This window comes from Geobacillus vulcani PSS1 (genome assembly GCF_000733845.1).
In the GTDB taxonomy this organism is placed as follows: domain Bacteria; phylum Bacillota; class Bacilli; order Bacillales; family Anoxybacillaceae; genus Geobacillus; species Geobacillus vulcani.
Genome location: NZ_JPOI01000001.1, coordinates 2,662,349 through 2,674,869, shown reverse-complemented (window position 1 = coordinate 2,674,869; position 12,521 = coordinate 2,662,349). Strand labels below are relative to the sequence as shown.

The 12,521-nt window shown below is 53.7% G+C and carries 11 protein-coding genes and 1 pseudogene; 4 read left to right on the top strand and 8 right to left on the bottom strand.

All coding sequences use genetic code 11. The annotated features are described in order from the left end of the window. Nucleotides 1–542: 542 nt before the first annotated feature. Complete coding sequence (locus N685_RS0114305) at nt 543–1,160, top strand: sulfite oxidase-like oxidoreductase (protein WP_031409447.1); 618 nt, start codon at nt 543–545, stop codon at nt 1,158–1,160. A 77-nt stretch (nt 1,161–1,237) separates the two neighbouring features. Here the strand turns inward: N685_RS0114305 and N685_RS0114300 are convergent. Beyond that, a pseudogene (locus N685_RS0114300) lies at nt 1,238–1,519 on the bottom strand (ECF transporter S component); the annotation flags it as partial. A gap of 28 nt (nt 1,520–1,547) precedes the next feature. Further along, a complete protein-coding gene (locus N685_RS0114295; RefSeq protein ID WP_031409443.1) occupies nt 1,548–2,768 on the bottom strand; it encodes a threonine synthase in 1,221 nt (406 codons plus the stop codon). A gap of 412 nt (nt 2,769–3,180) precedes the next feature. On the opposite strand from N685_RS0114295, the gene pepT reads away from it, so the two are divergent. Then, nucleotides 3,181–4,416, top strand: a complete 1,236-nt coding sequence (gene pepT, locus N685_RS0114290) for a peptidase T (protein WP_031409441.1) — start codon at nt 3,181–3,183, stop codon at nt 4,414–4,416. A gap of 154 nt (nt 4,417–4,570) precedes the next feature. Here the strand turns inward: pepT and N685_RS0114285 are convergent, their stop codons facing one another. The 4 genes from N685_RS0114285 to N685_RS0114265 form a co-directional block, all read right to left on the bottom strand. Further along, on the bottom strand, nt 4,571–6,193 hold the full coding sequence (locus tag N685_RS0114285; RefSeq protein WP_031409439.1) for a bifunctional metallophosphatase/5'-nucleotidase: 1,623 nt from the start codon (nt 6,191–6,193) through the stop codon (nt 4,571–4,573). Nucleotides 6,194–6,383: 190 nt separating this feature from the next. Then, complete coding sequence (locus N685_RS0114280) at nt 6,384–7,685, bottom strand: ammonium transporter (protein ID WP_031409437.1); 1,302 nt, start codon at nt 7,683–7,685, stop codon at nt 6,384–6,386. Next, nucleotides 7,682–8,050, bottom strand: a complete 369-nt coding sequence (locus N685_RS0114275) for a P-II family nitrogen regulator (protein ID WP_051870821.1) — start codon at nt 8,048–8,050, stop codon at nt 7,682–7,684. The genes N685_RS0114280 and N685_RS0114275 overlap by 4 nt, the downstream gene beginning before the upstream one ends. 295 nt (nt 8,051–8,345) lie before the next feature. Beyond that, entirely contained in the window at nt 8,346–8,771 is a 426-nt protein-coding gene (locus N685_RS0114265; RefSeq protein ID WP_031409431.1) for an OsmC family protein, read from the bottom strand. Nucleotides 8,772–8,946: 175 nt separating this feature from the next. Between N685_RS0114265 and plsY the strand changes: the two genes are divergently transcribed. Both plsY and N685_RS0114255 read left to right on the top strand, forming a co-directional pair. Beyond that, entirely contained in the window at nt 8,947–9,540 is a 594-nt protein-coding gene (gene plsY, locus N685_RS0114260) for a glycerol-3-phosphate 1-O-acyltransferase PlsY (RefSeq protein WP_031409429.1), read from the top strand. Nucleotides 9,541–9,714: 174 nt separating this feature from the next. Then, complete coding sequence (locus N685_RS0114255) at nt 9,715–11,079, top strand: RsmF rRNA methyltransferase first C-terminal domain-containing protein (protein WP_031409427.1); 1,365 nt, start codon at nt 9,715–9,717, stop codon at nt 11,077–11,079. Between the two features lie 74 nt (nt 11,080–11,153). On the opposite strand, the gene N685_RS0114250 is transcribed toward N685_RS0114255, so the two are convergent. Next, on the bottom strand, nt 11,154–11,729 hold the full coding sequence (locus tag N685_RS0114250) for a YpmS family protein (RefSeq protein WP_031409425.1): 576 nt from the start codon (nt 11,727–11,729) through the stop codon (nt 11,154–11,156). Further along, nucleotides 11,726–12,508, bottom strand: coding sequence for an SGNH/GDSL hydrolase family protein (locus N685_RS0114245; RefSeq protein ID WP_031409423.1), 783 nt, complete (start codon nt 12,506–12,508; stop codon nt 11,726–11,728). The genes N685_RS0114250 and N685_RS0114245 overlap by 4 nt, the downstream gene beginning before the upstream one ends. Nucleotides 12,509–12,521 lie beyond the last annotated feature (13 nt).

The following is a 12,521-nucleotide window of genomic DNA, read 5'->3' as shown; positions in this document are numbered from 1 at the left end:
TTCTTCTTTTCCCCCTTCGACGTAACTGATTTCGCTGTCCATGCTCTCATCACACCTTTGCCTTCCCTTTCTTCGCCAGCCTCTCCCTCCCACCTTCGTTCCGAATTTCGGAACGACTGTTTCAAATTTGTTATTATCATTATATAATTAAGAAAAGTAAAAAATCAATAAATATTGACAAAAAATCTCCCGTGTCCGACTTGGCTTCATGGCAAAATGACTCCGCCATTCCTTTCCCCATCTTTACGTTCGCCAGCCCCCGCTTCCTCGACGTCAGAAAAACGGAAGCGCCCATCCTTTCTTTCGGATATGATATAATGGAAAAACAGGGAGAACCGCGTTGGATCTTCCAGCCCTGATGCCCGATGCGGGGAGAAGCCGTTGCCACCGAAAAACAACGGACGTCATGCCGGCCGACAAAACCGATGAGCATGACCCATGGTCCATTGGGCGGACGGCAATGCCGGCAACAAAGGAAAATGACGTCTGTTCGCTTCCCTTGCGCTGATGTTCGATCATCAATCATAAAGGAGTGGCTGCTTATGTCGAAACAACTCCCTCCTGGCCAATTTGAAACGGAAAAATGGCCGATTTTGCACGAAGGAGACGTATACTCATTTGATGAAGCGACGTGGAATTTTCGGCTGTTCGGTGACGTGAAAGAGGAAGTGTCGCTGTCATATGGGGAAGTGATGCGGCTGCCGAAGACGATTTCGACCTTGGATATGCACTGCGTAACGACGTGGTCAAAATTCGACACGACGTTCGAAGGCATCGCCTTCCGCGAATTTTTGCGCTTTGTGGAGCTGCATCCCGATGTCAAATACGTGAAAATTTACGGATATTTAAACGGCGACCGGTTTGGCTATTCGGCGAACTTGCCGCTTGACGCGTTGATGGGCGATGATGCACTGTTTGTCTACCGCTGGAAAGACAAGCATCACGATTGGCAAGACATCTCGCCGAAGCACGGCTATCCGCTCCGCTTTATTCCGCCGGCGACGTTTTACTTATGGAAAGGGGCGAAATGGGCGTCCGGCATCCGCTTCATGAAAAAGGACGAGCCGGGCTACTGGGAAGAGCGCGGTTATTCGATGACCGCCAATCCGTTTAAAGAAGAGCGGTTCGCCGAATCGGTATCCAAGTTTCGGTTTTGGTGAAGAGAATCGAATCTCCCCACTCATCGACAGCAGAAATGAAAAAACGAGGGGTTGGAACAGAACCCCTCGTTTTTTCGCTATGCTGCCCGGCGTGCGACAGCCTGTTTTTGTAGCCACGGGCGAAGACGCAAAAAGAGAAGCATAAACACAACCGCCATAAGCACTCCTTTTGCCGCGTTAAACGGCAAAATCGCAGAAATGACCAATGCTTTTGTTTCCGGCGCACTCATCGCCGGAGCGCCGAGAAAAAGCGTATACGCCGGCAAAAAAACGTAGTAGTTCAGCACGCTCATGATCAGAACCATTGTCGCTGTTCCCGCCGCCAGTCCAAGCAGCATGCCTTTTTTCGATGCCGCTTTTTTTCCCACGTTATCCTACTCCGCCAATTTATCCATTCTCCTTTGGAAGCACATCCCCCGGCTCGAGCACCGGCGGGGCGACTTGAATCAAATCGGCGTATTTCAATCCCGTCCCCGTGTTGAGTACGACGACCGTCTCCCCGTCGCGAATCCAGCCGCTCTCGCGCAGCTTGCGGGCCGCGGCAAACGCCGCCGCCCCTTCCGGACAAATGAACGCCCCTTCCAGTTTCGCCACCGCCCGCTGTTCCGCTAAAATGTCCTTATCGCTGATCGCAATGGCGCAGCCGTCCGTTTCATACACCGCCTCAAGCACAAGGAAATCGCCGAGCGCTTTCGGGACATTGATGCCAAACGCCACCGTATGGGAATTCGGCCAAAACTCCGATTCGCGCTTTTTCTCGTTCCACGCCTTCACGATCGGCGCGCAATGCTCAGCCTGCACGGCGACCAGCCGCGGCATCTTGCCGTCCACCCAGCCGAGCGCTTTCAGTTCTTTGAACGCCTTGTAAATGCCGATAATTCCGACCCCGCCGCCGGTCGGGTACAAAATGACATCCGGAAGCTGCCAAGAGAACTGCTCGGCGATCTCAAGCCCCATCGTTTTCTTCCCTTCAATCCGGTAGGGTTCTTTTAATGTAGAAGCATCGTACCACCCGTATTCGCGGATCGCTTTCGCCACGATTTGCCCAGCGTCGCTGATGAGGCCGTTGACGAAATACAACTCCGCCCCAGCGATGGCGCATTCTTTTCGCGTCAGTTCCGGCGCATCGACCGGCATGACGACCGTCGCGCGGATGCCCGCCCGCGCCGCGTACAGCGACCACGCCGCTCCCGCATTGCCGTTGGTCGGCATCGCGAGCTGTTTGACGCCCAGTTCTTTCGCCTTGGAAACTCCGACCGCCGCCCCGCGAGCTTTAAACGTCCCTGTTGGAATAACCCCCTCGTCTTTCATGTACAGCGCTTCAATGCCGATTTCCTTCCCTAAGCGCGGCATCGGCACGAGCGGTGTCATCCCTTCACCGAGCGACACGATATGTTCCGGGCGTTTCACCGGCAGCAACTCATGATATCGCCATAAGCTCGGTTCGCGTTCCTTGAGCACTTCCCTCACCACTTCTTGGCGCATCGCCTCCAAATCATAGGCGACCAAAAGCGGCGAGCCGCATTCGCAAAGTTGATGAACTTGATCGACATCATATGTACGTGCACATTTGGGGCAATATAGATGGGACACATAGCTGAATCGCATCGTTTGGCTTCTCCTTTCCGTTTGTTTCATCCGCCCGAGGCAGAAAGCACCTACGTTCTTCGCGTTCCTGACGAGGCACTGGCCTTTTCATTATACCATAACCGTCCTCTGCCACCGGCGCCTGTAATGGCAGCGGCCGTACGCCAACTTTGGGGCACCATAGCGCCAAGCAGGAAATGGTCCCCATACCCGTCAAGTTTAGCGGTATAAAATTTTTAAGACGATCCTCGTGTTGATCCCCCCAGTAAATGATGGGGATCACATCCATTATTGGGCATGGAAATGGTCCCCTCTTTTTTTACCGTTTGAAGCCGCATATGGTAAAATAAAACGGAAACCGCCTCTTTTTTCTTACTGCATCGGCGGAATGATTCGCTCATCCAGAAAAACTTGTACATAAGGAGATGAACCAATGAAACACGAACTCATCGAACGCTTCATCCGCTACGCGAAAATCAACACTCAATCCGATCCAGAAAGCCATACGTGCCCGTCGACTCAAGGACAATGGGAGTTGGCGAACATGCTGGTCGAGGAGCTGAAAGCGATCGGGATGGAAGAAGTGACGGTCGACGAAAACGGCTACGTGATGGCGACATTGCCGGCCAATACGGACAAAAACGTGCCAGTGATCGGTTTTTTGGCTCATATGGACACCGCGCCGGAATTTACCGGGGCCAACGTCAACCCGCAATTGATCGACTCGTACGACGGCGGCGACATCGTGTTAAACAAAGAACAAGGCATCATTTTGTCGCCCAACGATTTCCCGGAGCTTGCCCACTACAAAGGGCATACGCTCATTACGACAGACGGAACGACGCTATTGGGCGCCGACGATAAAGCGGGAATCGCGGAAATTATGACGGCGATGCACTACCTCATTCAGCATCCGGACATCAAACACGGCAAAGTGCGCGTCGCCTTTACGCCGGATGAAGAAATCGGCCGCGGTCCGCACAAGTTTGACGTCGCCAAATTCGGCGCCCAATTTGCCTACACGGTCGATGGCGGGCCGCTCGGCGAATTGGAATACGAAAGTTTCAACGCGGCGGAAGCAAAAATCACGATCAAAGGCAAAAACGTCCATCCGGGCACGGCGAAAGGAAAAATGATCAACTCGATCAAAATCGCCCTGGAGTTCCAGCAACAGCTGCCTGCCAACGAAGCGCCCGAGCATACAGAAGGATATGAAGGGTTTTACCATTTGCTTTCGTTCCAAGGCAGTGTAGAGGAAACGAAGCTCCATTACATCATCCGCGATTTTGACCGCGAACAGTTTGAAGCGCGGAAGACGAAAATGAAAGACATCGCGGCTTCGCTCGCCCAAAAATATGGAACCGATCGAATCACGCTCGAAATCAACGACCAATATTACAACATGCGCGAAAAAATCGAACCGGTGCGCCACATTGTTGACATCGCCCACGAAGCGATGACGAACTTGGGCATCGAGCCGAAGGTGAAACCGATCCGCGGCGGCACGGACGGGTCGCAGCTCTCCTATATGGGACTGCCGACGCCGAACATTTTCGCCGGCGGCGAAAACTTCCACGGCCGCTACGAATACATTTCCGCCGACAATATGGTGAAAGCGGCCGAAGTGATCGTCGAGATCATCAAGCTATTCGAGCAAAAATCATCTTGATCTGCGGAAACCAATCGCTTGAACGATCTGTTTTCGGTCGTTCAAGCACAAGCGGCAGCAACCCCGCCATTCGAAGCGAAGAAAAGGTGTCCCCGGGCCTTTGGGGGACACCTTCTTCATTCGCTTGGCGAGCGTTCGCCTCAGTCAACACGTGTTACGGAAGGCGGTTGATCCGCCCCTCAATCCGTGCCGAAAACGGCTGCGCAAGGCCGCGAATGTACGAGACGAGGGCATCCAAATCGACCGGCCCTACTTCGCGGTTCGTCCCTTGCGTCAGCACCGTGAACCCATCGCCGCCGTCGGCGAGGAAGCTGTTGACCGTCACCGTGTACTCGCCGTTCGGATTCAGCGGTGTGCCATCAGGAAGCTGAATGTCGACGACTTTGTTCCCTGCCGGTCTGCTGGCGCTCCATGTATAGCGGAGGCCGGAGATTTGCAGCATACGTGTTTTTGTCGGCTGCCATTGTTGGTTCAAAAGCTCGCGGATTTGCGCGCCGGTGAGCGTCATTTTCACGAGCTGGTTGTTGAACGGCTGAACGTTGTACAGCTCTCCCCACGTTACCTCACCTTGTTCAATATCCGCGCGAATGCCGCCCGGGTTCATAAAGGCAAAATCGGTGTTCATCGCCGCCCGCTGGGCATCGGCGATCAAATTGCCCAAAGCGGACTCGCCGCTCGCGTTTTGCTCGTCGGTGATCGTTTCAGCCGCCGTGCCGACGACTTGGTTGACAAGCGGCGCGACTTTCGCTTCATATTTTTCGACGAGGGCACGGATTTCCGGATCCGGCGTGATGCCGTCATGATACGTCGTCACGATTTCCGCTTGTTTCGCCACGACATCTTTTGTGCGCGGGTCGATTTTCAGATCGACATCAGAAAACGCCGTGCCGTACGAATACGACTGAACGAGCAGCTTGCCGTCCACCACCGCATTTAAATAGGCATGGTTATGACCGGCGAAAATCACATCGACTTCATCATCGACCGTTTTGGCGATATCCACGATTTCTCCGCTTGCGTTTGTTCCATCCGGATTGGATGCACCTGGGTTATGGGCGAGAACGACGATCGTGCGCACCCCTTTTTTCTTCAGTTCCCGCACGGCTTTGTTAATCGCCGTCGCTTCGTCGATGAATTCCACCCCAGCGACGCCGCTCGGTGTCACGATCGATGGTGTATCTGTCAATGTCACCCCGATGAACCCGATTGGCATGCCGTTGACCCGCTTAATGACGTACGGCGGAAGAATCGGTTGTTTCGTTTCTTTGTCAACGACGTTGGCGCTCACGTACGGAAAATCCGCCCCAGAGAAATCGCCGGTCGCCGGGTGATACCCGCCATGGATCAGGCGGAGCATTTCCGCTACTCCTTCGTCAAACTCGTGGTTGCCAAGCGTGCCGACGTCAAAGCCGAGTTTGTTCAGCACTTCGATCGTCGGCTCGTCCTGCAACAGCGCCGATACCGGCGGGCTGGCGCCGACCGCATCGCCGGCATGGACGAGCAGCGTGTTTTTGTTTTCTGCCTCCCGCTGTTTCAAATAAGCGGCCAAATAATCCGCTCGCCCGACTTCCCGCCCGCCGACTTTTCTCGTCACGTTGAGCTGGCCATGAAAATCGTTTATGCCGAGGAGCTGCACCTCAATATAACGGTGCGAAGAAGCAGGCGGCTCTCCTTTGCTTTTCCCGTTCCCTGCCGCCCCAACCGGCGTTGCCGCCAATACAGCGGCTGCCGTCAATGCCGACAACATTCGTTTTCCCCATCGTTCCGAACCCTTCATCGTTTCGTCTCCTTCCCTGTGTATCTTTCCTTCATCTACCGATTATATCTTTATGAATAAGTAGAATAATAGGGACAAAAGGATTCTTTTTTGTGATTTTTTTGTAAATTTTTTGTAAATTAGAAAAATAGAAAAAGAGGCTGTCCGCCAAAGGCCATCAGGCAGGCCTTTTCGAACAACCTCTGCAATCTTATCCGACGGCGTTTTTATTGTTTAACGGAGCAACGCGAATGCCGGTCGTCTCCTCAAAATCGTACAACCCGCCTGGGAGATCGGCAAACCGTTCGAGTTCATTGTAAGCTGGAATGCCGTGGTACGCCATATCAAGCCCTTCTTCTTCCTCGCGCTCTGTCGCCCGCAGCCCAACTGTGCGGTCGCACACATTGGCGATGAGCGCACCGCTGACAAAGCCCCAAATGACGACGGTCAACGCGCCAAGCAGTTGGGTGGTGAACAGCGACACATGGCCGGTCGTCAACAATCCTTGCGTCGAGTCGAACAAACCGACGGCGAGCGTGCCAAACACCCCATTAAACCCATGGACCGCCACCGCACCGACCGGGTCGTCGATTTTCAACGCATCGACCAACAGCGTCGCATAGACGACGATGACGCCGCTCACCAGACCGATCAGCACCGCGCTCCATTGCGAGACGAACGCACAGCCGGCCGTAATGGCCACCAGACCGGACAACACACCATTCATGACCATGCTTGGATCGGCTTTTCCGTACTTTTTCATCGTCACGAGGAGCGCCGACGTGCCCCCGGCTGCCCCTGACAACATTGTGTTGAGGGCGATCGACGCCAGCGCTTCATTGGACGCATCGAGTGTACTGCCCGCATTAAACGCAAACCAGCCAAACCATAAAATGAACGCCCCCGCCGAAGCAAGCGGAATATTGCTCGGCGCAAATACGTTCACACTGCCGTCCGAGTTGAACCGCCCTTTTCGCGGTCCAAGCCGCTTGGCGAGCGCCAGCGCCGCAAAACCGCCGAGCGCATGAATCGCTGCTGACCCTGCGAAATCTTTCATCCCGAGTTTCGCCAACCAGCCGTCACTATGCCAAATCCAATGGCCTGATAATGGGTAAACGGCAGCGCAAACAAGAAGAACCGTCACAATGTATGCCTTAAAATTCATCCGCTCGGCGACTGCTCCGGAAATAATTGACACACACGCTACGGCAAACCCGATTTGGAATAGAACAAATGCCGCGCTTGGCAGCGGAACAGACAAAGAGATGGCTTCCGGTGTTCCGAACAGCGTGGTGCCGATCCAGCCGAACGCATCATCTCCGAACATCAGCCCAAAGCCAATGAGCCAAAACGCTAGCGCTCCGATGGTCAAATCAACGAAAATTTTCATTGTTACATTGACGGCGTTTTTCGTCCGCACCAACCCTGCTTCCAGCAAGCTGAATCCGCCTTCCATAAACAGCACCATGGCGGCCGCGATGACGATCCATACAGCATTCACATGTTCCATCATGCCCGTCCCTCCCGTTTTTCCGCCAGTTCATCAATATCAAAGTCAAGCGTGCCGGTGCGAATGTTGTACGCTTCCAGCACCGGATAGACAAAAATTTTCCCGTCCCCGTCTTCGCCGGTTTGCGCAGCGGCCACAATCGATTGGATCGTCCGCTCGACCATATAGTCGGACAGAACGATTTCAAGTTTGACTTTCGGATGGAGCGTCACTTTGTAGTTTTTTCCCCGATACACTCCTTGTGTATCCTTCTGTTTCCCACGGCCGACAACCTGCGAAACGGTGAACCCGGTAATCCCGATTTGTTTCAATGCTTTAATGGTATCGGTTAATCTCTCCGGCCGGATGATGGCCTCAATTTTTTTCACTTCCCGCCGCCCCCTCAACCTTTTTGCGTAATAAAAATTAACGTATTTATGTTAAAAATTATAACAATTAAAAGATCAGTGTCAAGTATGAGGACAAAGTTTTTTGGCGCGCCGCCTATCGGGCATAACTTGAAAGAAAGCGGATCGGCAGGGCATCCATCCAAACGACTGATCACCGTTATCTGTTCTAACACAAAAAAGGTGTTCCGCAAACGATCGGAACACCTTGTTCATCATATGGTCATCCGGCGCTATGCCACACGAAACGGCCATGAACGTCAAACCCTCCTCCTTGTTAGATCGTCTCCTTCCCGCGCACGCCGTTGATCGAATAGCTCGCCGTAATGGCAGCGTTTAACGAATGGGAAACAGAACAATATTTTTCTTTGGACAGCCGGATGGCGCGGACAACTTTTTCTTCCGGCAAATCGCCTTCAAGGGCGTAATGGATATGAATCTCTGTAAACCGCTTCGGGTGGTCATCGGCGCGCGTTCCTTCCACTTCCATCGAAAACGCCCGGACATCCAGGCGCATTTTGCGCAAGATCAGGATGATATCAATGCCGGTGCAGCCGGCTAAGGCGTGAAGCAAAAGCTCCATCGGCCGCGCGCCCGAATCGTTGCCGCCGACATCCTTCGCGGCATCCATCGGGATCACCACACCGGAGGCGCTTTGGCCGCTGAATGACATGTTTCCGTTCCATACAACCGTCGTTTTCATCATGGTCGCTCCTTTCTCATCTGTCCGGAGTCGGACGAACTTGCCGACAGCCCGTTTCTTCTTTTCAGTTTAGCGGCTATGTCCTTGAAATGCAAAATTCCTGTCTACCGTTTTCTATCATGCATGGTAAAATAGAAACATGCACAAACTTGTTGAGTAAAGGGTGTTGGGCTTCATGACTGCACTGATTTTGCTTCTTGCTTATCTTCTCGGTTCGATTCCGTTTGGCCTTCTTGTCGGAAAGATCGGCTACGGAATCGACATCCGCGAACATGGAAGCGGCAATCTTGGGGGAACGAACACGTTCCGCGTGCTTGGGGCGAAAGCGGGAACGATCGTCATTGTCGGTGACATGCTAAAAGGAACACTGGCGGCGAGCTTGCCGATGTTTTTTTCCGTCCCTGTTCATCCGCTGTTAGCCGGTGCGGTCGCTGTCGTCGGCCATATGTACCCGGTGTTCGCCAAATTCCGCGGCGGCAAGGCGGTGGCGACATCGGGCGGGGTGATGCTGTTTTATTCGCCGTTGTTCTTTTTGTCGCTCATCGCTGTGTTTCTTGTTGTCTTGGCGATTTCGCGCTACGTCTCGCTGTCATCGATGGCCGCCGCGCTGTATGCGGTCGTGTACACCGTCTTTTTCACGGACGACATCCCGTTGACGGCGGCGGTGTTGTTGCTCGCCTCGTTTATCTTTTACCGTCATCGCGCCAACATTCAACGCATCTTGAACAAAACGGAGCCGAAAGTGAAATGGCCAGGCAAACGCTCATGACAGGACGTGTTGATGAACCAATAAAAACGATTTGAGAAAGCACTGTTTCCAGCTTTTCCGCCGGCGTTCTTGTTCGAGGGAGGGGTCAGAAAAACTTGTGTTCAGCCATATGATGCTGTGCTTTTTAAACACTCGTGCGCCCATGATGATACGCCGAGAAAGGAGTTTGTTGCGTTGAGACTGCCCGAATCGTTTATTGCGAAGATGAAAACGCTGCTTCAGGAAGAAGCGGATGAGTTTTTCACCGTCTATGAGCAGGAAAAAACGAACGGCTTGCGCGTCAATCCGTTGAAAACCGACCCGGACGCATGGACAAAAACGGCGCCCTTTTCCCTTTCCCCGGTGCCGTTTTGCCCGACCGGGTTTTATTATGAGCGGAATGAACAACCAGGAAAACATCCATACCACGCGGCCGGCCTGTATTACATTCAAGAGCCGAGCGCCATGGCGGTCGCTGAGGCGCTGCACCCTGAGCCTGGAGAAATGGTGCTTGACTTATGCGCCGCTCCCGGGGGAAAAACAACCCAACTTGGCGCGATGATGGAAAACAAAGGGTTGCTGATGGCCAATGAAATCCATCCGAAGAGGGTCAAAGCGCTCGCGGAGAACGTCGAACGGTTCGGCTTGGCGAACACGATTGTCGTCAATGAAACTCCTGAGGCGCTTGCCGAGCGGTTTCCAGGCTTTTTTGACAAAATTTTGGTCGACGCCCCCTGTTCCGGCGAAGGCATGTTTCGCAAAGAGGAAGAAGCCGTTTCCTTTTGGAGTCCGGCTTATGTGGAAGAATGTGCGGCCAGACAGCGGCGCATTTTGGAAAGCGCCTATGCGATGCTGAAAGAAGGCGGCATTCTCGTTTACTCGACGTGCACGTTCTCTCCCGAAGAAAACGAACAAACGATTGAATGGCTGCTTGAGACCTACGAGGATTTGCAGTTGTTGCCGATTGCGAAAATCGGCGGCATCGAGCCGGGGCGGCCGGAGTGGACGAAAACGAATCGATTTGATCTCGCACACGCCGCCCGCCTTTGGCCGCACCGCGTCAAAGGGGAAGGGCATTTTGTCGCCAAACTCCAAAAACAGCGGCCCACCCCATCTTGGCGGGGGAGATGGGCGAAATCGAGCGCGCCAAAAACTGCCCTTCGCCTGTATCGCCAGTTTGAACAAGAGGCATTGCGGACAGAGCGAGACGGCACATTTGCCTCGTTTGGAGCACATTTCGTGTTGTTGCCGGAGCGCTGTCCGGATTTATCCGGCATCAAAGTCGTGCGCGCTGGATTGCACTTGGGTGAAGTAAAAAAAGAGCGGCTGGAGCCGAATCACGCCCTCGCGTTATCGCTGCGGACGGAAGAAGCACGACATGTGCTGGATCTGGCAAGCACAAGCGAGGAAATCGTCCGCTATTGGCGCGGGGAGACGCTGTCCACGGGCGGTGATCGCGGTTGGCTGCTCGTGACCGTGGATGGATTTCCATTCGCCTGGGGGAAAGAAGTGAAAGGAACGGTGAAAAACTTTTACCCAAAAGGGCTGCGTCTCATCTGAATCATCGGAAAAGCGGGTGACAAAGAAGCTCCTAACCGCAAAAAAGACTGTCCTGCACACGCGGACAGTCTTTTTTACTGGTGCTGCTTCGTCGGAATCGTTAAGGTAAACACGATCTCATCGGCGGCCAAATCGATTTTTTTGGCCGCCACTTGATAGCCGTTGCCAAAGCGAATGTCCGTGAGCGCGACGTAGACGCGGGTGTGCTCCGGGTCAATCGCCACTTCATCGGGCAGCGGGGCGTGCTTTTGCAAGTAGCGAAGCACATACGTCACCGGCAGCTTCCAATCGCCAAGCGAAATCGTCGGCTCTGTGAGCTCGACATTCCCTCCTTTGACTACTTTTGGCACAAACGAGACGACGAGTTCGACCGGACGGCCTAAAATCGGGATTTCGCTTGAAACATAGACGCGGTCGGCAAGCCAAACATCGTACCGGAGCGGATGGTCTTTCGTTTTTTCCGCCAAATAGTCGTTAATGACGGCGTTCAAATGCTCTTTCTTCGAGTATACCGTAAACGAAGCCCCTTCCACGTTCGGGCGCGCCGGCCACTTCACCGGTGAAGCGGGCTCGAACAGCCAAGCGACAGCCCAAACAAGAACCACGGCGTTGACAGCCGCCAACATCCAAAACGCTCGTTTCCAATTCATTGCAGCAATCTCCCTATCCACCATTCTTTTCGTTCCTTTAACGCTTCATACACCCGTATGGCAATCTGTTCGTATCCTGCGGCATTCGGATGAAATTCATCGCGGTAGAGCAAATCATCGCGGTCAGCAAAAATGTCTTGGATATCGACAAAAATCGTTCGCTCATACTGTGAAAGCACCGCCGCGCTCGCTTGATTCCATTCGGCGATGACGTCATCGATTTCCGAAATGGTCGGCAATGTGCTGGAAAACGGATTGTATAGGCCCACAAGCACAATGACCACATCCGGATTGATCGTGCGCAACGAGATCAATAGATGGTCCAGTCGGTCGGCAAATATTTCCGTGGCTTGCTGAAACCGCTGGCGCGACAAGTCTAAAAAGTGCGAGCGGACGACGTTCATCACATCGTTGCCGCCAATCGTCAGCAAAATCAAATCCGCCCGTTTGAGCTCATCTTGGTGAGCGTTGATCACCGGCTCCAGCTCCGCGATGCGCCGACCGCGCTTTCCTAAATTCGTCACGGTGGCCGTCCGAACCCCATCTTCTGCCGAAAGGAGCGGGACAAGGCGGCCAATATAGCCTCCTTTCCCTTCGCCGTCCCCCACTCCTTCTGTCAACGAATCGCCTAAAGCGACCAAATGAATATCTTTCGGAAGCGGCTTTGCTTCCGTCTGCTTGACGGCGGCTTCATGCGGGCGCTCCGGCTTTCCGCCCGTCGAAAGCGACACGCATCCGGCGAGCAGCCAGCAGCACAACAACCATCCCCACCGTTTCATTGTTTGACACCTG

What these genes read in the sequence shown, in the direction of transcription:
- N685_RS0114305 (WP_031409447.1), top strand. Translation starts at nt 543, where the DNA reads ATGTCGAAACAACTCCCTCCTGGCCAATTTGAAACGGAAAAATGGCCG.
- N685_RS0114295 (WP_031409443.1), bottom strand. Translation starts at nt 2,768, where the DNA reads ATGCGATTCAGCTATGTGTCCCATCTATATTGCCCCAAATGTGCACGT.
- pepT (WP_031409441.1), top strand. Translation starts at nt 3,181, where the DNA reads ATGAAACACGAACTCATCGAACGCTTCATCCGCTACGCGAAAATCAAC.
- N685_RS0114285 (WP_031409439.1), bottom strand. Translation starts at nt 6,193, where the DNA reads ATGAAGGGTTCGGAACGATGGGGAAAACGAATGTTGTCGGCATTGACG.
- N685_RS0114280 (WP_031409437.1), bottom strand. Translation starts at nt 7,685, where the DNA reads ATGATGGAACATGTGAATGCTGTATGGATCGTCATCGCGGCCGCCATG.
- N685_RS0114265 (WP_031409431.1), bottom strand. Translation starts at nt 8,771, where the DNA reads ATGAAAACGACGGTTGTATGGAACGGAAACATGTCATTCAGCGGCCAA.
- plsY (WP_031409429.1), top strand. Translation starts at nt 8,947, where the DNA reads ATGACTGCACTGATTTTGCTTCTTGCTTATCTTCTCGGTTCGATTCCG.
- N685_RS0114250 (WP_031409425.1), bottom strand. Translation starts at nt 11,729, where the DNA reads ATGAATTGGAAACGAGCGTTTTGGATGTTGGCGGCTGTCAACGCCGTG.
- N685_RS0114245 (WP_031409423.1), bottom strand. Translation starts at nt 12,508, where the DNA reads ATGAAACGGTGGGGATGGTTGTTGTGCTGCTGGCTGCTCGCCGGATGC.